The organism is Moraxella ovis, from assembly GCF_900453105.1.
In the GTDB taxonomy this organism is placed as follows: Bacteria; Pseudomonadota; Gammaproteobacteria; order Pseudomonadales; family Moraxellaceae; genus Moraxella; species Moraxella ovis.
In genome coordinates this window covers 943,757-963,484 of the sequence record NZ_UGPW01000001.1, presented here as the reverse complement: position 1 = coordinate 963,484, position 19,728 = coordinate 943,757, and the positions used below count along the sequence as shown (strand labels likewise).

Here is a 19,728-nt window from a genome sequence, read left to right as displayed (position 1 = left end):
TTTAGTATGAATCTATTTCTTGATAACAGGCTCTTCGATGGCGATGTACTTATTCACCAAATACACCAATAACAGAATCGGAATACCAATCACAAAGGTAATGGCAAAGAATACTGAATAGTTCGTCGCATCCACGATCGCCCCTGAATAGCCGCCTAGAATCTTTGGCGACAGCGTCATCAGTGATGAGAACAGTGCGTACTGAACCGCCGTGAAGCGAATAGAAGTTAATGCTGATAAGAACGCAATAAATACCGCACTTGCCAGTCCTGCTGCCAAGTTATCCGTGATGACCGCCAGATACATCATGAACGATGTCGGCGTATACAATAACAAGATAAATAGCAAATTCGTCACACAGGCAAGCAGTGCGCCGATCATCATCGCACGCATGACGCCAGTTTTTTGGGCGATCCAGCCGCCCACAAAGCCCCCACCGATGGACGCAATCACACCAACGACTTTCACCGCATTGGCGATTTGCGTCTTTGTAAACCCGATGTCTTGATAGAAGATATTAGAGATGTTACCAGCGACGATGTCCGAGATACGATATAGCCCGATGAGCGCAAGCACCAACAGCGACTTTTTGCCATAACGCTCAAAGAAATCTCTGATCGGCATCACCCATGCACGCGCCGCGACAGTCTTAGCCACCAAGCCAACCTGTACCAGCGTATAGCCAATCAAACCCATCACGATGCCACTTGATATGAATCGCACCACACCATACAAGAAACCTAAACCCACGCTATCCGTCTCAGGTAGCACACTGCCCACCTGTACATAGGTGAAGATAAATCCAATCACTGACAGCGCAAAGACAACAAGCAAGCGCAGATTATCCGGAGTTGAATTCATGTGTTCTTTTTTGGCGGCGTATTTTGGCTCACGAATGAATAAGGTCGTTGCCACGGCGATGAGCATAACCGCTGCCATGATGAGATAGGTTTTTTGCCATGCTGTGTAGCTATAAGCCGCCTCGCTCGAACCAAAAAAATCCGCCAAATAAAGCGCGCCTGCACCAGAGACAATCATACCGATACGATAGCCACCGACATAAGTCGCTGACAGCGCGGTCTGCATCTGACTGGGTGCTGATTCGATACGATACGCATCAATCACAATATCCTGCGTCGCCGCCGAGAAGCCAAGCAGCACCGCACCCAGCGCCATGATAGATAGCCTAGACTGTGCTGGATCAACGCTCGCCATGAGCACGATCGCACCGATGATGCCTATCTGTGTCAATAATAGCCAAGCGCGACGCTGACCAAGCCATTTATTAAGCACAGGTACGGGCAACACATCCACCAAAGGCGACCAGATGAATTTGAACGAATAACCCAAAGCCGCCCAGCTAAACATCGTCACCGTACTGCGATCAATGCCCGCCTCACGCAGCCAAAGCCCCAAGCTACTAAAAATCAGTAGAATCGGCACACCAGCGGCGAAGCCCAAGAACAGCATGGCAAACGCCTGCGGGTTAAAATACGCTTCTTTAAAGGCAGCGAACGACGAAGTCGAGCGAACTAAGTCAGTCATGAACCATCTCTTTTGATAATAATACAAATCTTTAAAATTAAGATGAATGGTGCAATATTAAGATAAAAATGCTTTTTTTGCAAAGTTTATTGTTAATTAAGTCATTATTTAGAATAAACTTTTGCAGTATATTCAATTTTGGAATATACTTTTACTGTCTTAGCGGTTTGTTTTTATGTCAATATTTTTATAATGGCAGAGTTAAAGCCACTCATCGGCAGCTTTATTTTTTACGAACATTTTTGGTCTTTTGGTTTACAATCGGGCATTCTCATGGCAATTGACATCGTCATCAATCAGCGTCACCTACAAATCCAGCTAAAACAACTCGAAACCGTCTGGCACACCGTGGTCAATGGCTATAACCTTAGCCAAGCTGCCGAACTGCTACACACCAGCCAATCGAGCCTATCCAAACAAATCGCCGCTCTAGAGAACCAGCTAAAATCAGACGTCTTCACACGTCAAGGTAAACGACTGACAGGGCTGACACCCATTGGTAAGGCATTATTGCCGCACATTGAAGCGATATTTGCTGAGATTCGTACGATTGAGAATCTAAGTCTTGATTTTAATAATGCCGCGGCAGGTACATTGACGGTCGCCACCACGCACACTCAGGCGCGCTACGTTCTGCCTAGCATCATCAAGGCGTTCCGCGAGAAATTCTCCAAAGTCAATCTGGTACTTCAACAAGCCGACCCAGAAACCATCGCGCAGATGGTGATTCGCGGACAGGTCGATATTGGCATCGCTACCGAGAGCCTGCTCAATAATGACATTCTGCGCTGTCATCGCTATTATGATTGGTCGCATGTGGTCATCGTGCCTAAGGATCACGAACTGGCGGAGCTGGCAGGCGTGATTGATGGTGTGGATCTGCCTACTTTGGCGAGCTATCCGATTGTGACATATCATGGCGGTTTTACTGGTCGCGGTGCGATTGACAAGGCATTCGCCAAAGAAGGACTGACCCCAGACATCGTCCTAGCGGCGCTTGACTCCGATGTGATTAGCACCTATGTATCATCAGGTCTTGGCATTGGCATCATCGCTGAGATGGCTTACGAGCCCAAGCATTATCCAGACCTTGTGGCAATCCCCATCACGCATTTTGGGCGATTCACGAGTTGGATTGCGGTGCGTGACGACAGCGAGATTCGTAAATTTGGGCACGAATTCATCAAACTGTGCCAATCGCAATTTGCAGGATAAATCAGCACCTTACACCAAATCCGTGTCACGTCGCGGATTGGTTACTCGCAGTCTTCATGCTCATGGATGCCGCACACCGCCACCACTTCATTATAGTCATGAATAACATCAAGGATCCAATATTTCCCGCTGCGAACCGCAATGTCACTCAAATCAATCGCTTTGCCACCCGATAGTTTTTGAGAATCTTTATTATGCATGTGAAAATGATACTTACCTCGTCCATGCATCATGCCATCTTTGATATTACCAACATAGACATCGCCACGATGCAGCCCCTTGCCCGAGATAGTCTCGCCAAATCCTTGCATGACATCATCCACCCAGACACCTGTTTGAACGCCACCATCTCGCCATGTGTACTGCCCCACGCCATTGATCCTGCCTTTCTTGTATTCACCAACATAGGTATCAGTTAGCACGCCATCACTATACCAGCGCATCACCCCGAATCCTTCAGCCCAACCATCAACACAGCCGCCTGTCCATGAGACAGTTTCTTTGGGCTTTGGGAATGGATTGTTAAGATGACAGCCTTCATTGGCGCGTATAAGCTCATTAAACCCTTCGGGCAGCTCTTTGGCGTGAACAGCCCCAACCAGCATCAACATTCCACCAAGAAAAATAGCCTTTCTCATCATCATTTATCCACTTCATAAAGTCTTTATATTAACCAAAACAATCACGGTACGCAATAAAAAACCCGCCACACTGGACGGGTTAGGTAGATTTTAATCATTCATCATTGGCAGATGGCAGTCGCTTAATGTCTTTTTGGACAGGCTTAGCCTCTCCATCCACGGTCGTGCCTTGATTAAAGCCACCTTTACCAAAGCCTCTAAAGCCGCCACCTTGACCAAACGGATTGCCTTGTCCGAATGGGTTATTCAGATTAACAGTGCCGCCCATGCCAAACGGGCTTTGACCACCCATCTGACGAGACATCATCTGCATCATCTTGTCTTGGTTTTTTAGGGCGTAATTCTTGGCGGCGGTGGTAAGTTTGCGCTGCACAAATGGCAATAGCAACAATACCGCACCCGCATCGCTCAATAAGCCTGGCAATAGCAACAGCAAGCCTGCAATCCCTGTTGCAACTGACTTGGCAACGGTAGATTCAGCGGGCTGGTTGGCAGGATTGGGAATAACGCCGCTTTGCATTTGTTTTAGCTGCTGCGCCATTGGGTTAAGCGTGGCGGCGGCATTTTTAATCAGCATCAGACCGATGACAGCAGCGATGATGAACCAGAAGAACACCCACCAACCACTCACAAACTGCGCAACAAGATACCAAAGCAGCATCTCAATGACAAACCAAACCAACGCAATGCCAACAACAGCACCCATATATTTTCCTTAAAAAACCTAAACAGTGAATAAATTCAAAAACAACCAAAAATGCGCTATACTATGGCAATCTTTTGGTAAATTCAAAAATTTGGGCAAATATAAAAAATTCAAGCCCAGCATTTCAGATTTTAGCACAATTATTCAGTTTTGACACTTTTGGCAACTTTATGACACTTATCATCGGCATCGATCCTGGTTCACGCATGACAGGCTATGGCATCATCGGCACCCAAGCGGACAAGCTTACCTTCTTAGATGCAGGGACGATTCGCACCGATGGCAGCGACATGCCGACACGCATAGGGCAGATATTCTCCGGGGTATCGCGTATCGTCAAGCACTACCAAAAATACAGCGATCAGCCCATGCACGCCGCCATTGAGCAGGTATTCATGGCAAGCAACCCTGATTCTGCGCTAAAACTGGGGCAAGCTCGCGGCGCTGCCATCGCTGCCTTAACCGCGCTTGATCTGACGGTGTCAGAATACACCGCCCGCCAAATCAAACAAGCCGTCTGCGGCTATGGCGCCGCCGACAAGGAACAAGTCTCTGCCATGGTGTGCCGCATTTTGTCATTAAAGGTCATGCCGCAAGCGGATGCCGCCGATGGTTTGGCGTGCGCCATTTGCCATGCGCATTCAAGCCATTCCATGCATAAGCTTCTGGGCAATGCGGCATTGGCAGGTCGCAGTAGCTCAAAGAAGAAAGGCCGCTGGCGACTGTCCGAAGAAGATTTCTTGAACTTACGCTGATGATTTGATTCGACTGTGTTAAATTCTCATCAGATATAAATAAAGCACCCATATCACGGTGCTTTATTTATATGTATGCTATCAATCAACGATCAGCCAATCCATATTCTACCGTGCCTTCATAGACGTGGACGGTTTCGCCTGTGGATTTGTCCGTATAGGCTTTTAGACGGATGATTTTACTCACACCAGCCTCATGATGATAGCCTTCAATCACATCATCAAAATCACGCCAAGCACCCGCACCCATCTTAATGCCTTGCTCATCATAGCGTACATTGCGCACCTTTAGGCAGTTTGGGGCGTTATTGGCGCACAATATCGGCTCAGGCTCAATCTCCCAATATAACACCACCGGCTCACCGTACAGCACGTCAGGTTTTTTAATTCCTTGCCATGTCCAGCTTTTACCTTGATGCGTGTGCGTCAGGACAGCCTGACGATCGTTTTGAACTTTTAGCGTTAATTTGGCATTGTTAAATGACGCTACCAACGCTCGTTCAGCCTCATGAGCACTGGGATCGCACGCTTTGCGAGTTGCAGCAACACCGTCACTGATGGTCAAGACATCCTTGGCAAGCGTAAAGCCAGCCGAATGCACATTACACCCCACGCCAAAGCTTAATCGATCCTCAGCTGCCGTCAAATACACCGAGCGTGCCTCAATGAACTGATTAAATCGAGCATCATCAGACGCAACAAGCCGCCAATCATAATCGTACAGCTCATCCGCCAAAGACTTGGTGATGGTGGTCGGCTCGCGATTGGGTGTCGCCACATCATTATTGTGCTGACAGCCCAATAACGCCAATGGCGTACATAGCATTAAGGCTTGAATGATTGTTTTTGTCATGATATTCAACTTTAAAAACTTTATCCAAAACTGGTAGATTGATCTAAATTTATTTAACAATAATTAAAAATAAGTTCTGATTTTCTACAATGATAGCATAATTGAATAAACAAGTGCGTTAGTTTTTGTTATTGGTCGGTAATTGACTTTAGTGCCAAGCCATCTATTTTGGCAAATTTTCGTTAGATGATATCAAAATCCTTATGTTGATACATTAGGTTTTTTATAGAAAATTTGCTACAATAGCAAAAAATTAACGGGGAAAACCATGTCGCAATTACCTATTGATAAACCATTAAGAGCTTTTTTTGAACCCAAGACACTAAGCGAATTAGGACTTAGTGGGCAAATCATTACGCCTGCTGTGCGCTACGAAGCGACAGACATCGCCAAAGAAGGCATTCAGGCAATTCTGTCTCGCCTACCCAAGATGAATAAGAAGCCAACACCCATGGATATTGACATGGCGTGCGTACTGCTGGATCAAAGCGGCAGTGAATTAGAACGCGTTTATTACGGTAACATTCGCACAGACGATAACAGTGTGCGTCATGGCGGCGATGCACTCACGGGCACAACCAGCTTCGAAGATAAATTCATCAATCAAGAACAAATCGACCTACATCTAGATAAACTGGACAAGAAAGCCCACCACATTCTCATCGTCATCGCCAGCCATCATCGTCACTGTCTGACACGTGCTACTAAAGGACTGGGCATCTTAAGAGATAATGATGGCGTATTGGCACATGAGTTTGAATTGGCATCACTTGACAAAAATACCCATGCCGTCATCGCATGGCACCTAAAAAAAGACGACAACGATTGGATTGTACACGTACCACTACACCCCATCAAGCATAACGAGATGCCAAAATTACTGGACAGTGCTGCGGAGTTGATGAGTGCTGATAGCACGCGTTGGTAATCGATATGATTGATCGATGAACCTCAAAATCACGCCTATGCGCGCTGAATATCTGTCACTCATAGCAGCGATGCTAAATGGTACGATTGGGGTATTTACGCGTTTTGGACTTCAGGCAGGACTGGCGCCCAGCGTTCTCGCCTTTTATAAATGCTTCATCGCCTTTATCATCATTGCTATCTATTGCCTATCAAAGCCCAAGTTGCGTATCGAATGCCGCACACTCTCACGATACTGGCATCATTATGCCCTGTTATCCTTTTTTGGGATATTTTGTTTATATTTCTTTGAGACTTGGGCGTTCAGCGAAGCATCGATTCCCTTAGTGGTATTTTTAACTTATGCGGCAGGTGCTGCGACCATCTTGATGGCAGCGCTCTTTCTAGGCGAAAGACCAACCAAATTTAAAGTAGCAGCATTTATTACCATCATGATGGGTGTCTATCTCATCTTTTTATTTGAACATGGTATCTTAGGCAGCATGCTTGGTATCATTCTTGCGCTTCTGGGCGGATTTGGGTATGCGCTGTTTATATTTTTGGGTAAATTATTAAACGTTGGCAATGGTCTGGCGGTGCTGTGCTGGTTATTTGGGTTTGGCAGCTTGTACTTGCTGGTGTCATTTTTGTTAGATGGATTTATGATGCCAAGCTTGACTGCGATGGGTGCCATCATGGCGCTGGTGTTACTACCAGCCATCGCGGGTTTTTCTTAGCCACTAAGGCCATCACGCACGGAGATGCCAGCAAAGTTCAGATCATCGAGACAAGCGACCCTTTATTTGCCAGTGTTTTGCACTGATGATTTTTGGTATAACTTAGGACCATACGGCTATCTTGGCGCGATGCTCATCTTGACTGGCTTGATGCTATCACTAAAGCGAACGAGATAGCCCTGCTAGGCAGTCAAATCAAAAACAGCAGTCGTCGTGAATGCTGTTTTTGGTTTTGATTATTTAAACAAATTCTTAATCACACCCATCAGCCCACGACTGATGGCTTTGGATACTTGCTTATTAAGCTGATTGCCAAGCGTGTCCGCCACATTGTATGCAACACCTTGACCGCTTTTTTGCGGGCACCTGTCAGCCCACCGATGAAGCCATCCAAGGCGGTTAGCTCTTGCTTTTGTGGGGCTTGGGCAGCCTTTGATTGCTCTAGAGTTTGGGCTTGTTCTTGAGCAGCCTTAGCTTCTAACGCCTCAAAAGCAGAGTAATTCTCAACCATGTCTCTATAGTGCGCATACAGCGGATCGTTTAGGTAGCTGGCGGTACGCTCCCACCTCGCTTAGCGGCGTAAGCTGAGAGCTGGGCGGTAGGACATAAGCGCGCTCGACAACGTTTGGCATGCCTTTTTCGTCTAGGAATGACACAAGTGCCTCACCCACACCAAGCTCACTGATGGCAGCTGCGACGTTAATGCTTGGGTTGGTTCTAAAGATGCCGGCCGCCGCCTTGACGGCTTTTTGATCGCGTGGTGTGAATGCGCGTAAGGCATGCTGGATGCGATTGCCCAATTGACCCAAGATGCTCTCAGGTAAATCCAAGGGATTTTGGGTGACGAAGTACACACCCACACCTTTTGAACGAATGAGTCGCACCACTTGCTCAATCTGCTCTACCAGTGCTTTTGGTGAATTATCAAACAACAAATGCGCCTCATCAAAGAATAATACAAATTTTGGCTTATCAAGGTCGCCCACCTCAGGGAAAGTCGCAAAAATCTCCGCCAAGAACCAAAGCAAAAACGCACTATACAAGCGTGGCGCACGCATGAGCTTCTCGGAATTTAGGATGTTAATGATGCCTTTGCCGTCATCGGTTTGCACCCAATCCTCAAGGTTCAGGGCGGGCTCGCCAAAGAAAGTATCCGCACCTTCACTTTCAAGCTGTAGTAGCTGACGCTGAATTGCCCCTACGCTGGCAGGTGAGATGTTACCATATTTGGTGCGGTATTCTTTGGCATTATCCGAGATGTGAGTCAGCATCGCACGTAGGTCTTTTAGGTCTAGGATGTGCCAGCCATTATCATCAGCGACTTTAAATACAACATTCAAAAGCTCTTCTTGAGTGTCATTCAAATTCATCAATCTTGCTAGTAGCATCGCACCCATTTGGCTAACCGTCACACGCACAGGAATGCCTGTCTGACCAAATACATCCCAAAATCACACAGGAAAGCCAGACAGATAATTCTCATCCAAACCAAACTGCGCCATGCGCTCACCAACCTTACCAATTGACTCGCCTGCCTTGACAATGCCTGATAAATCACCCTTCACGTCCGCCAAGAACACAGGCACTCCCGCTCGGCTAAATTCCTCTGTCATCTTACGAAGCGAGATGGTCTTACCCGTACCAGTCGCACCTGTGATAAGTCCGTGGCGGTTCGCCATCTTCCCCATCAGAGATAGGTCGGTGGCGTTATCGATTGGCTTTGCTAGATTAAAATGAATCATTGTTTATCCTTTGGTGTGAATCGCAATTCACCAGTGTCAAAATTATCAAATTGTTAAATTTCATCACAAAAATAGCGCAATCCAATCACAGATTGCGCTATTTTTTATTTGCTTATCTTACCAAGTTTGGGCTAAGGCCGATAGTACGCCTTTTAACATCGACGATACGGTGCTGCTGCACACGCCAATGCCCGAATACACTTTGCCGTCAATATTTAACTGAACGTATGATGCCGCCGCTGAGTTGGTTTGGTTGTCGCCTAGCTCATCATCAAGCAGGCTCTCGGTCGCCTTGATGTTAATGGCGTGTTCGGAGTAATTGGTCACGTGAATGTCCTTACCTGTCGCCTTGACCAGTCCGTCAATAAATGCCGACAATGCCCCATTGCCCTGCCCGATGATTTCTAGCACGTCCATGGGCGTGGCGATTTGTCCGTTAAAGGATACGTCTCCGCCCTTGTTGTTAATCTGATAATCGCTTAATTTAAAGATCTCTTGGGTCAAATAAGTCTTGGTAAAGATGTCAAGGAGCTCATCTGTTTTTAGCTCACGAGCCAAACTCTCGGCTTGGTTCTGCACCACTTTGGCAAAATCAATCTGTGTCCAACGTGGCAAATCAAAGCCATAATGACGCTGTAAGATGTACGCCGCCCCGCCCTTACCCGACTGGCTATTGATACGCACCACGTCTTGATAACTGCGTCCGATATGCACAGGGTCAATCGGTAAGTATGCCACGTCCCAATGCTGTTCGGTTTCAGGGTGCTTTTCATTATAATCCAGCGACTTTTTAATGGCATCTTGGTGCGAACCTGAGAAAGCTGTAAACACAAGTTCACCGACATAGGCATGGCGTGGGTGTACGGGCAGATTGGTGCAGTCAGTCGCCACTTGTACAATCTCGCTTACCTGCGACAAATCAAGCTCAGGGTCTACCCCTTGTGTATACAAATTCATCGCCATGGTCAAAATATCCATGTTGCCCGTACGCTCGCCATTACCCAACAATGTGCCTTCCACACGGTCAGCCCCTGCCATCACGCCAAGCTCACTTGCCGCCACGCCACAGCCACGGTCGTTGTGCGTATGTAGGCTCACAATCACGTCTTTACGGCTTGGCAAATGACGACAAAAATACTCAATCTGGTCGGCATATAGATTGGGCGTGGACGCTTCTACCGTTGCAGGTAGGTTCAAAATCACTTTTTGACCGTCTTGGGGTCGCCACACATCGCACACCGCTTGGCACACTTCTACGGCAAAATCGGTCTCGGTCTGGCTAAAACTCTCAGGGCTGTACTGAAAAATCCACTCGGTCTCAGGATAACGTTTGGCAATGTCTCTTAGCAAAGTCGCCCCACCCACCGCAATCGCCTTAATGCCGTCCTTGTCAAGCTGATACACCTTATCACGTTGTACCCTTGACGTACTGTTATAAACGTGAACAATGGCACGTTTTGCCCCTTTTAGGCTCTCAAAGGTACGCTCAATCAAATGCTCACGAGCCTGTACAAGCACCTGCAAAGTAACATCATCAGGCACATGGTTTCCTTCAATAAGTAAGCGTGTAAAGTCAAATTCCACTTGGGCGGCAGACGGAAAACCAATCTCAATCTCTTTAAAACCAACCGCCACCAGCAACTTAAAAAAGCGTAATTTTTGCTCAATGGTCATGGGGTCAATCAAGGCTTGGTTGCCGTCTCGCAAATCCACGCTCGCCCAGATTGGGGCTTTTTCTATGCGTTTGTCGCACCATGTGCGGTCGGGCAGGTTTGGGGCAAATTCAAAAGGGCGATATTTGGTAAAATCAAACGCAGGATTTTTTGGGGTGATTTTAGGTGTTGGCATGGCTAGGCTCGCTATATTTTTTAAATTAAAACCGTTCGTGGTGAGCTTGTCGGACCACAAGGGTTTTCCTGCCCTTCGATAAACTCAGGACAAACGGGAAACCTTAATAAATCATTGTATTATCATACCAAAATTTTGCACTAATTTTTACCAATTTTACAAAAATTTTTGGCAGATTTTAGCCATATTTACCAAAAAATAATGAATTTATGGTAAAATCCGCCAAATTTTGATAATTTCTCAACATGAACGCCATTAATCTAGATCCCATTGACCATAAAATCCTAAAACTACTCACGGACAACGCCCGCCTTGCTGTTGCCGACATCTGTGAGCAGGTCAATCTGTCCGCCACGCCTGTCATTCGCAGGATCAAACGACTTGAAGACATGGGCGTTATCACAGGTTATCACGCCCACACGTCCGCACGCTCGCTTGGCAACACATTGTCCGTCTTTGTGGCGGTCAGTATGGATAAACACACCGCTGAACGCTTTAGCGAATTTGAAAATCACATCAAAACCTTTGATGAAGTGGTGTCGTGTAGTCTTGTTACAGGGCGGTCGGAAGATTATCTGTTAAAGGTGGTGGTGCGTGATATGAGCCATTATGAAGAGTTTTTACTCCATAGGCTGAGCAAAATTGATGGGGTCAGTCAGCTTCATACCAGTTTTGAGTTAAGAGAGGTTTTTACTCGGGTTGCCATCTAAAATGTTAATGAAAAAATATATCATTAACCACTTAAAATTATGCAAATTAATGAGTATAATATCCAGAATTTATCCACAGCAATCATCCATGCAAAATCAATACCCCCTATCGGTCGTCATGATTGTCAAAAATGAAGCCAAAAATTTGGCGATCAGCTTGCCTGCTTTAGACGGCTTGGCGGACGAGATTATCATTTTAGATAGCGGTAGCACTGACAACAGCCGTGAAATTGCCGAACAATATGGGGTAAAATGGCACGTTAATACCGAATGGCAAGGCTTTGGTAAACAACGCCAGCTCGCCCAGTCTTATGCCACGGGCAAGTGGATACTGGCACTAGACGCTGACGAAGAGATTACCGACGAGCTAAAACAGAGTATTTCGGCGGTCATCAAAAACCCCCCTGCTGATACGGTGTATGGTATCAAACGCATAGACTGTATTTTTGGATATGAGATTGACAACAGGCTATGGGCGGTCAAGGCTCATTGGCGACTGTATCCTAAAAAATATAACTATGACAATAACTTAGTGCATGAATCGGTCGTGCTAAATGGAGCGACTACTGCCACACTTGATGGCTTTATGCGACATCATACGGCAGACACACCCCTATTTTGGCTTACCAAACGCCTAGAATATGCCAAAGCATGGGCAGACGATAGGCACAGACAGGGCAAAAAAGGCAAATTTAGCAAGGTGATTTTAAACCCATTTTGGGCGTTTTTTAAGCAGTATTTTGTGGACGGGCGATTTTTGCAGGGTAGGTATGGATTGATTTATTCACTGATGTTTACCCAATACACCTTTAATAAATACGCCATTTTATACGATTTAACCCACAACCAAGCTGAGCAAGCATTTTTAAAATCGGTAGAATTTACCAAAAATCTCACGCCTATTGATTTGACCGACAAAAAAAGCACGTTGTCGCTTGTCATGATTTGCAAAAACGAATCCAAGCACCTAAACGCGTGCCTTGATACGGTGCATGATTTGGCAGATGAAATTATTGTCCTAGATAGCGGTAGCACCGATGATACTCGCAAGATTGCCGAACAATATGGAGCAAAATGGCACGTCAATACCGACTGGCAAGGCTTCGGCAAACAACGTAAGCTTGCTCAGTCTTATGCCACAGGCGATTATGTGTTGGTACTGGACGCTGATGAACGCCTTGACCAAGCGTTACGACAATCCATCGCCGATGTGCTAAGGCAGCCTGTGCAGACAGATAAGGTCTTTGCCATTGCTCGGGTCAATACCTTTTGCGGTGTGGAAGTTCAGCCACGCTCATGGTACACCGACAAGCTCGCTCGGCTTTATGCTCGCACGCATTTTAACTACTCGGATTTAGAAGTTCATGAATCTCTTGACCAACAAGATATGCCAAGCGTGGTGTTAAAAGGCTACTTGCCCCACATCACCAACGACAATTTACACCATTTTTTGGTAAAAAATATCCGATATAGCCACGACTGGGCAAAAGAAAAGCACGCCAAAGGCAAAACAGTGAGCATGGCAGGACTGCTTATTCGCTCGTGGTTTTCGTTTGTGCGTGAGTATGTTATCCGGGCCGACTTTATGGGCGGAGTGTATGGCTATATCTTGGCGGTAGCGTCTTTGGGCTATACCTTGGATAAATACATCATGCTGTGGCAGATGAATCGGTCTAACAAGAATAAATAAAATAGGAACTTCATTATGCATTCCACCAACATCATTCCTGTCATCATGGCAGGCGGTAGCGGTACTCGACTATGGCCCTTGTCAAGAACCAAATACCCAAAACAATTTCTTACTTTAGGGCTGGATGAACACACTCTACTGCAAAAAACCGTTCTGCGTTTAAAAGAATTAAATTGTGCCGAACCCATATTGATCTGCAATGAAGAACATCGTTTTTTAGTGGCAGAACAAATGCGTAAGATTGGTGTTCATCCAACCATTATTCTTGAACCTGTTGGCAAAAATACTGCCCCTGCAACTGCTTTGGTGGCATATCACCTAAAGCAAAATGACGATGCCGTCATGCTTGTATTGCCTGCCGACCACGTCATCAATGATGAAAAAGCATTTACCGACAGTATTATCAACGCCCATGAGCTTGCCCTGCAAGACAACATGGTCACTTTTGGCATCACGCCCACACATCCCGAGACAGGTTATGGCTACATCAAACAAGGCAAAGCCGTATTACACGGGCATCATATTGACACCTTTGTAGAAAAGCCCGATTACGCTACCGCCCAAAACTACCTGCAAAGCGGGGATTTTTTGTGGAACAGTGGGATGTTCATGTTTAAGGCAAATCAGTATCTAAAGGAGCTAGCCACTCATGCACCTGATATTGCAGACGTTTGCCAAAAAGTCATGCTAAACACCCGGAAAGACTTGGATTTTATTCGCATTGATAATGCCATTTTTGAAAGCTGTCGCTCTGACTCTATTGATTATGCCGTCATGGAGAACACCAACAATGCAGTGGTTGTTGCTTTAAATGCAGGCTGGAGCGATGTTGGTTCTTGGTCGGCATTATGGGACATCCAAACCAAAGACCAAGAAAACAATGTCCTAATTGGCGATGTCATCACCCACAACAGTCATAATAACTATGCTCACAGTGAAAATCGCCTAATCACTTTGGTGGGGGTAGAGAATTTGGTCGTGGTTGAAACCAAAGATGCCATTTTGGTTGCAAATAAAGACTACGCCCAAGACATCAAGCACATTGTTCAAAACATCAAGAACAACGACCGATACGAACATGACATTCATCGAGAAGTGTATCGCCCTTGGGGTCATTATGACAGTCTTGCCAAGGATGCAGGTTATCAAGTCAAGCATATCGTTGTCAATCCCAACCAAAAGCTGTCTTTGCAAATGCACCATCACCGCTCTGAACATTGGATTGTGGTAAATGGCACCGCAAAAATCCATAAAGCAGATGAGAGTTTTTTATTGGCCAAAAACGAGTCGGTATATATCCCTCTTGGCGAAACCCATTCTTTGGAGAACCCTGGTAAGATTCCACTGGAGATTATCGAAGTGCAATCTGGCGACTATTTGGGTGAAGATGACATCGTTCGTTTTGATGACATTTATGGTAGGACTGACAATGGCAATTCATAAAATCATTCATCAAACCTATAAATCCCAAACACTACCAGCACCCATTGCTCCGATTGTTGCCGAACTTAAGGATAAAAATCCTGATTGGGAATACCGTTTTTATGATGATGATGCTGTATTGGCATACATCAAGGCACATGATGACGGTCGGATTTTGGATGCTTATCATCGCATCAATCCTGTCTATGGGGCAGCCAAAGCTGATTTATTCCGCTATTTGGTACTATACCATGAAGGCGGTGTATATCTTGACATCAAAAGCACTTGCATTTATCCATTAAGTGAAATCATCAAGTCTGATGATACCTTTATTGTTACCCAATGGCAAAATGAAGCAGGGCAAAAAGATGAAAGCACGGGTAAATTCTTATATCTCACCGAAGAGCTTGGCATCAAAGACGGAGAATACCAACAATGGTTTATCATCTGTGAAAAACACTCACCTGTTATGAAGCACATATTAGATTCGGTCGTGGATAACATTCTAAACTACCGAGCATGGCACTATGGTGTGCATAGTTATGGCAAGCGTGGCGTATTATTCGTTACAGGCCCTATCGCCTACACCAAAGCCATTCATGAGATACAACATTTACACCCTATCCGTTTTGAAAGATTTGATAAAGACATCGGCTTTGTTTATAGCGCCTTAGAGTCTAATACCGCTCACACAAAAGTCCTAAAAGGGCATTATGCAAGTCATAAAGGCTATGTGGTAAATCAAGGCACTTGGCTTAATTTTTTATCCAGCACATACATCGTTTTCACCAGACTCTTTAAGAACACCTTAAAATCCATGGGTAAATTTAAAGAATAATTTTCTCCACCCAAGAGAGTTATTATGATTTGGATTAACATCTCAAATATTTTATTTGAAACCAAATTCTCTGGCATTGCTCGTACCGAATACGAGTTATGCCTGTATGCCTATCAATTACAACAACAAGGAAAAACCATTGGCTTTTGTACATTTGATGACCGCATGGGTTTTGTGATTATTGAAAATGAAAAATTACGCCAAACATTAGAAAACTTAAAACATGGCAATTATCCAAAGAAAACCAAACCCAAATTTCCCGAGAAATTTAAAAGAAGTGTTTTAAAAAGAATTAACAAAATCAAATTTTTATTTGGTATTGTTAATCATTGCTTTAATGATAATGACACGATTATCGGTGTTGGGCAAAAACTTGGTAATCTTGAAATGCGTTCTTTTGCATTTATCAAAAAAAGAACGGACATTACTTTAAAAGTTTTATGCCATGATTTAATACCCATTAATTATCCCCAATATTTTTTTAATGCCAATACTCAATTGTTTTTTGAATACATAAAAGAAGCCATCAAAGTGGTGGATGTTTTTTATTGTAATTCTAACTTTACCAAAAATGAACTTACCGATTATTATCAAAAAAATAATCTACCACTCGCCCCCATGCAGGTTTTAACCTTGGGTTGTGATTTGCGCACCAAAGCAGATAATGGTAATGATGATGCTTTTATACAATCTTTAATCCATGAACCTTACTTGCTGTTTGTTTCCACCATTGAAATTCGTAAAAATCATGCCTTGATTTATGAGATGTATCTTAAATTATTAGAAAAAGGTATTGGCAATTTGCCAAAAGTTTATTTTGTTGGCAGGCAAGGCTGGAAAGTTGATGAACTATTACATAAATTAACCACCGATGAACGCATTAAAGACAAGATTGTCATGCTAAATAACATTACCGACCGCCAGCTCATCGCTTTATTTAAACATTGTTGGTTTACGATACATCCTTCATTTATCGAAGGTTATGGCTTACCTGTGGCAGAATCCCTCTCTATGGATAAATACTGTTTGGCATCAAATGCAGCAGCCCTGCCAGAAGCAGGTGGTGATTTTATTGACTATGTCAGCCCGCATGATATTGATGCTTGGTGTGATAAGTTCTTATTTTTAATCAACAATCCTGATTACATCGCCCAAAAAGAACAACATATAAAACAACATTACAAGCCTGTTTCATGGCAAAATTTTGCCAAGCAAATATTTGCTAATGAGCTTGTAAACTAACCCAAAACCCCATCCCAAACCCCACGCACGAACTCTCGCGTTTCCTGCCAAGTATCGTCTTGGACGATGGTTTTTTGCTCCATTAGTGCGAGTTCATGGGTTTTTTTGCGTAGGTTAAGGTAGCTTTGGGTTAATTTCTCACAGCGCTCCACGCTCCACAGCCCTGTTTTGGCCACTTCCTCGAAGATACGAACATTGTCCGACCATATGGCTAGGTTCGGGTAGTCATGAGCAAAGGCAAGCACCACATACTGCGCCAAGAACTCAATATCCACCAGACCGCCAAAGTCCTGCTTTAGATGGAATTGATGCTCTGCCATACCACCCTCTTTAGTACCCAGATGGGTTTGCATCTTTTGGCGCATCTCGATGACATCTGTACGTACTTTCGCCTTATCATAAGGCTTGGTTAGGATATCGGTGCGAATCTTATCAAAGCTTGCCATCACGCGCACATCCCCGGCGATGGCACGCGCCCGCACCAGCGCTTGATGCTCCCACGCCCACGCCTTGTCATGCTGATACACCTCGAACGCATATGAAGAGACCACCATCACGCCTGCGTTACCCGAAGGTCGAAGCCTCATGTCAATCTCATAAGCGCGACCATCACGGGTCTGCGTGGTCAGATAGGTAAGAATTTTTTGAATCAGGCGAGAAGCGAATTTCATACCGCTTACCGCACGCTCACCATCTGTGTCTGCCTTTTCATCGATCTCATGTAAGAACACCACGTCCAAATCGGACGCGTAAGACATCTCAATGCCGCCAAGCTTGCCATAGCCAATGATCGCAAAGCCAATGTGTGCATGACTTGCTCTCTCGCCATTTTGCAACATTGGATATCCATGCTTACACACCAATTCATCAAAGGCGCGATACAGCGCTGACTCCACCACCACCTCAGCGATGAACGTTAAGCTGTCAGACACCTTCATGATGTGACGCAGCCCCAACACATCGGCAGTCGCCACAGCCAGCACTTGGGTCTTTTTAAATAATCGAATATTTGCCAAATAACTTTCATCATCAAAACGCTCCACCCGAAGCAAGCTTTGACGCAGAATGTCGGCAAGTTCTGCTTTATCTGGCAAATGCAAATAGCGCTTTTGTAAAAAGTTATCCAGCAGCATGGGGTATAAAGCCAGCTCTTTGGCGATCCATGGACTTGCTGATAACATCGGGATAAGCGCAATGGTGGCATTTGGGTTCTCAGCGATCATCACAAGATAGATCGAACGACGACATATCGCCTCAAGCAAGCTCACCAATCTTGATACTGCCATGTCTGCACGCTCTACACCATCTTTTTTGGCGTGCTCTAATAGCGCGTGTAATATGATGGGATAGGCAGATTCTAGGCGAGATTTTGGTTCATCATCCAAGCCCTGCACCAACTTTGATGACATGAATTCATCAAGCGCCTGTACGCTTTCATCACTTAGCACGTCTTTGATTTCCTGCCAAGCATCCTTAGTGTCACTGAGCTCCTGGATAGGACTTTGACGATCCGTCACCATGCGCTCAAAAGGCACAGACACCTTTTGCCGATGCGTGTCAAGCACCTGCCGAAAATCATCAACACCATCAAACCCCATAATCTGAGCGATGGCAGTTAATTCATCAAGGTCGTTAGGAAGTTTTTGAGTTTGTTTGTCATGGCGTGCTTGGATGGCATGCTCTAGCCGTCTCAAGAATCGATAAGCTGACGCCAACTCATCCGCCTCAGCGCGGGAGAGATAGTCAAACTCATCAAGTACACCGATGGCAGCAAGACAGGATAAATTCTCTCCGAGCGCCGCCTGATGACCACCATATATCAGTGCAAATGCCTGCACGATAAATTCAATGTCACGAATACCACCAACACCAAGCTTGACATTATCCAGATCCTGACGCTGCGTCTGCTGGCTGACGATCATCGACTTCATCTCACGCAGCGCACCGAACGCACTGTAGTCAATATAATAACGATAGACGAAGTTCTTGCGCAGATTGAGTATTTGGGTCAAGAATAGCTCAGAAACCTCATTCACCACTCGTGCTTTTAGCCAAGCAAATCTCTCCCAAGTACGTCCATGCTGACCAAAATACTTCTCAAGCGCGGCCGTCGTCATCACAAGCGGCGAGCCATCACCCCACGGGCGCAGTCGCATGTCCACTCGAAATACAAAGCCATCTGCCGTCACCTCATCGAGCAGACGGATGATGCCACGACCTAGATTAGTCATGAATTTTTGATTGTCGATGCTTTTTCTGCCGTGTTCGCTCGTGTCAGTCTCGCCCACACCCCTATGAATAAAAATCAAATCAATGTCACTGGATAAGTTTAGCTCCATCGCACCCAGCTTACCCATGGCGATTACGGCGAATTCATCTACCTGTTTTCGCCCCTCGATCACCGTCATCGGCACGCCATATCTCTCAACCAACCTATCATAGACGTGGTTTTTGGCATGGCAGATGCAGGCGTTGGTAAATTCTGACAGCTCCTCCATCAGCTTTTCAAGCTCGATCACACCCAGCGCATCCTGCCAGACCCATTTTAGCATGAGTAGATTACGAAGCTGTCTAAGTCCTGTCATGACAGCGTTTTCATCGGAATGCGCTGCAAACCGCCCAATCAGCACATCAAAATCACCTCGGGTCAACGCACGCTCAAAGCCAAACTCCCCCAAGAATGCTTGTGCCTCATCAATTTTTTTATCGTACACTGAGTAAGCAAAAGGACTGGCAAGACTTAGAATCTCAAGCTCGGTTTGATTAGGTGTGAATACAGGTGTCATCATGATGGATAAATTTTAAAAAGCCGCTCAATTTTGCCATTTTACACCAAAAATTAGGCTATAATAAGCATAAATTTGGTGATTTTTTAATT

The 19,728-nt window shown here is 45.3% G+C and carries 16 protein-coding genes and 1 pseudogene; 9 read left to right on the top strand and 8 right to left on the bottom strand.

Annotated features, from left to right (window positions below; genetic code table 11):
* Nucleotides 1-12: 12 nt before the first annotated feature.
* Nucleotides 13-1,545 carry an AmpG family muropeptide MFS transporter gene (locus DYD54_RS04730; protein WP_063513949.1) on the bottom strand — a complete coding sequence of 511 codons (1,533 nt, stop codon included), beginning with the start codon at nucleotides 1,543-1,545 and terminating at the stop codon, nucleotides 13-15.
* Nucleotides 1,546-1,818: 273 nt separating this feature from the next.
* On the opposite strand from DYD54_RS04730, the gene DYD54_RS04725 reads away from it, so the two are divergent.
* Nucleotides 1,819-2,760 (top strand): LysR substrate-binding domain-containing protein, encoded by a 942-nt coding sequence (locus DYD54_RS04725; protein WP_063514971.1) that lies wholly within the window; start codon nucleotides 1,819-1,821, stop codon nucleotides 2,758-2,760.
* A 41-nt stretch (nucleotides 2,761-2,801) separates the two neighbouring features.
* Here the strand turns inward: DYD54_RS04725 and DYD54_RS04720 are convergent, their stop codons facing one another.
* Both DYD54_RS04720 and DYD54_RS04715 read right to left on the bottom strand, forming a co-directional pair.
* Nucleotides 2,802-3,365: an MORN repeat-containing protein gene (locus DYD54_RS04720; RefSeq protein ID WP_167541388.1), complete on the bottom strand. Its 564-nt coding sequence runs from the start codon at nucleotides 3,363-3,365 to the stop codon at nucleotides 2,802-2,804.
* Between the two features lie 130 nt (nucleotides 3,366-3,495).
* A complete protein-coding gene (locus tag DYD54_RS04715; RefSeq protein WP_063513947.1) occupies nucleotides 3,496-4,107 on the bottom strand; it encodes an FxsA family protein in 612 nt (203 codons plus the stop codon).
* A gap of 170 nt (nucleotides 4,108-4,277) precedes the next feature.
* Here DYD54_RS04715 and ruvC point away from each other — a divergent pair, with 170 nt between their 5' ends.
* A complete protein-coding gene (gene ruvC, locus DYD54_RS04710; protein WP_063514970.1) occupies nucleotides 4,278-4,862 on the top strand; it encodes a crossover junction endodeoxyribonuclease RuvC in 585 nt (194 codons plus the stop codon).
* An 85-nt stretch (nucleotides 4,863-4,947) separates the two neighbouring features.
* Here the strand turns inward: ruvC and DYD54_RS04705 are convergent, their stop codons facing one another.
* Nucleotides 4,948-5,715, bottom strand: coding sequence for an META domain-containing protein (locus tag DYD54_RS04705; RefSeq protein ID WP_063513946.1), 768 nt, complete (start codon nucleotides 5,713-5,715; stop codon nucleotides 4,948-4,950).
* 268 nt (nucleotides 5,716-5,983) lie between these two features.
* On the opposite strand from DYD54_RS04705, the gene DYD54_RS04700 reads away from it, so the two are divergent.
* On the top strand, nucleotides 5,984-6,643 hold the full coding sequence (locus tag DYD54_RS04700) for a TerD family protein (protein WP_063513945.1): 660 nt from the start codon (nucleotides 5,984-5,986) through the stop codon (nucleotides 6,641-6,643).
* 16 nt (nucleotides 6,644-6,659) lie between these two features.
* Nucleotides 6,660-7,358: a DMT family transporter gene (locus DYD54_RS04695; protein ID WP_218563642.1), complete on the top strand. Its 699-nt coding sequence runs from the start codon at nucleotides 6,660-6,662 to the stop codon at nucleotides 7,356-7,358.
* A 265-nt stretch (nucleotides 7,359-7,623) separates the two neighbouring features.
* On the opposite strand, the gene DYD54_RS11900 is transcribed toward DYD54_RS04695, so the two are convergent.
* The 3 genes and pseudogenes from DYD54_RS11900 to leuA all read right to left on the bottom strand — a co-directional run bounded on the left by DYD54_RS11900 (nucleotide 7,624) and on the right by leuA (nucleotide 10,948).
* On the bottom strand, nucleotides 7,624-7,869 hold the full coding sequence (locus DYD54_RS11900) for a hypothetical protein (RefSeq protein ID WP_258555986.1): 246 nt from the start codon (nucleotides 7,867-7,869) through the stop codon (nucleotides 7,624-7,626).
* 58 nt (nucleotides 7,870-7,927) lie between these two features.
* Nucleotides 7,928-9,100, bottom strand: a pseudogene (locus DYD54_RS04690) (helicase HerA-like domain-containing protein); the annotation flags it as partial.
* Nucleotides 9,101-9,217: 117 nt separating this feature from the next.
* Entirely contained in the window at nucleotides 9,218-10,948 is a 1,731-nt protein-coding gene (gene leuA, locus DYD54_RS04685) for a 2-isopropylmalate synthase (protein WP_063514969.1), read from the bottom strand.
* 245 nt (nucleotides 10,949-11,193) lie between these two features.
* Between leuA and DYD54_RS04680 the strand changes: the two genes are divergently transcribed.
* From DYD54_RS04680 to DYD54_RS04660, 5 genes are all read left to right on the top strand, one after another.
* Complete coding sequence (locus tag DYD54_RS04680; protein WP_063513944.1) at nucleotides 11,194-11,658, top strand: Lrp/AsnC family transcriptional regulator; 465 nt, start codon at nucleotides 11,194-11,196, stop codon at nucleotides 11,656-11,658.
* An 88-nt stretch (nucleotides 11,659-11,746) separates the two neighbouring features.
* Nucleotides 11,747-13,348 (top strand): glycosyltransferase family 2 protein, encoded by a 1,602-nt coding sequence (locus DYD54_RS04675; protein WP_228703599.1) that lies wholly within the window; start codon nucleotides 11,747-11,749, stop codon nucleotides 13,346-13,348.
* A gap of 15 nt (nucleotides 13,349-13,363) precedes the next feature.
* On the top strand, nucleotides 13,364-14,791 hold the full coding sequence (locus DYD54_RS04670; RefSeq protein ID WP_063513943.1) for a mannose-1-phosphate guanylyltransferase/mannose-6-phosphate isomerase: 1,428 nt from the start codon (nucleotides 13,364-13,366) through the stop codon (nucleotides 14,789-14,791).
* Nucleotides 14,778-15,608 (top strand): glycosyltransferase family 32 protein, encoded by an 831-nt coding sequence (locus tag DYD54_RS04665; protein WP_063513942.1) that lies wholly within the window; start codon nucleotides 14,778-14,780, stop codon nucleotides 15,606-15,608. Before DYD54_RS04670 ends, DYD54_RS04665 begins: the two co-directional genes overlap by 14 nt.
* Nucleotides 15,609-15,632: 24 nt before the next feature.
* Nucleotides 15,633-16,850 carry a glycosyltransferase family 4 protein gene (locus DYD54_RS04660; protein WP_063513941.1) on the top strand — a complete coding sequence of 406 codons (1,218 nt, stop codon included), beginning with the start codon at nucleotides 15,633-15,635 and terminating at the stop codon, nucleotides 16,848-16,850.
* On the opposite strand, the gene glnE is transcribed toward DYD54_RS04660, so the two are convergent.
* The gene (gene glnE, locus DYD54_RS04655) at nucleotides 16,847-19,639 is read right to left on the bottom strand and encodes a bifunctional [glutamate--ammonia ligase]-adenylyl-L-tyrosine phosphorylase/[glutamate--ammonia-ligase] adenylyltransferase (RefSeq protein ID WP_063513940.1); all 2,793 of its coding nucleotides are present in this window, start codon (nucleotides 19,637-19,639) and stop codon (nucleotides 16,847-16,849) included. The genes DYD54_RS04660 and glnE overlap by 4 nt on opposite strands.
* Nucleotides 19,640-19,728 lie beyond the last annotated feature (89 nt).

Bases quoted from the DNA above. Each gene is read 5' to 3' on its own strand.
- DYD54_RS04705 (WP_063513946.1), bottom strand. From the start codon at position 5,715: ATGACAAAAACAATCATTCAAGCCTTAATGCTATGTACGCCATTGGCG.
- DYD54_RS04675 (WP_228703599.1), top strand. From the start codon at position 11,747: ATGCAAAATCAATACCCCCTATCGGTCGTCATGATTGTCAAAAATGAA.
- DYD54_RS04695 (WP_218563642.1), top strand. From the start codon at position 6,660: ATGAACCTCAAAATCACGCCTATGCGCGCTGAATATCTGTCACTCATA.
- DYD54_RS04725 (WP_063514971.1), top strand. From the start codon at position 1,819: ATGGCAATTGACATCGTCATCAATCAGCGTCACCTACAAATCCAGCTA.
- glnE (WP_063513940.1), bottom strand. From the start codon at position 19,639: ATGATGACACCTGTATTCACACCTAATCAAACCGAGCTTGAGATTCTA.
- DYD54_RS04660 (WP_063513941.1), top strand. From the start codon at position 15,633: ATGATTTGGATTAACATCTCAAATATTTTATTTGAAACCAAATTCTCT.
- leuA (WP_063514969.1), bottom strand. From the start codon at position 10,948: ATGCCAACACCTAAAATCACCCCAAAAAATCCTGCGTTTGATTTTACC.
- DYD54_RS04680 (WP_063513944.1), top strand. From the start codon at position 11,194: ATGAACGCCATTAATCTAGATCCCATTGACCATAAAATCCTAAAACTA.
- DYD54_RS04665 (WP_063513942.1), top strand. From the start codon at position 14,778: ATGGCAATTCATAAAATCATTCATCAAACCTATAAATCCCAAACACTA.
- DYD54_RS04670 (WP_063513943.1), top strand. From the start codon at position 13,364: ATGCATTCCACCAACATCATTCCTGTCATCATGGCAGGCGGTAGCGGT.
- ruvC (WP_063514970.1), top strand. From the start codon at position 4,278: ATGACACTTATCATCGGCATCGATCCTGGTTCACGCATGACAGGCTAT.
- DYD54_RS04715 (WP_063513947.1), bottom strand. From the start codon at position 4,107: ATGGGTGCTGTTGTTGGCATTGCGTTGGTTTGGTTTGTCATTGAGATG.
- DYD54_RS04720 (WP_167541388.1), bottom strand. From the start codon at position 3,365: ATGCTGGTTGGGGCTGTTCACGCCAAAGAGCTGCCCGAAGGGTTTAAT.
- DYD54_RS11900 (WP_258555986.1), bottom strand. From the start codon at position 7,869: ATGGTTGAGAATTACTCTGCTTTTGAGGCGTTAGAAGCTAAGGCTGCT.
- DYD54_RS04730 (WP_063513949.1), bottom strand. From the start codon at position 1,545: ATGACTGACTTAGTTCGCTCGACTTCGTCGTTCGCTGCCTTTAAAGAA.
- DYD54_RS04700 (WP_063513945.1), top strand. From the start codon at position 5,984: ATGTCGCAATTACCTATTGATAAACCATTAAGAGCTTTTTTTGAACCC.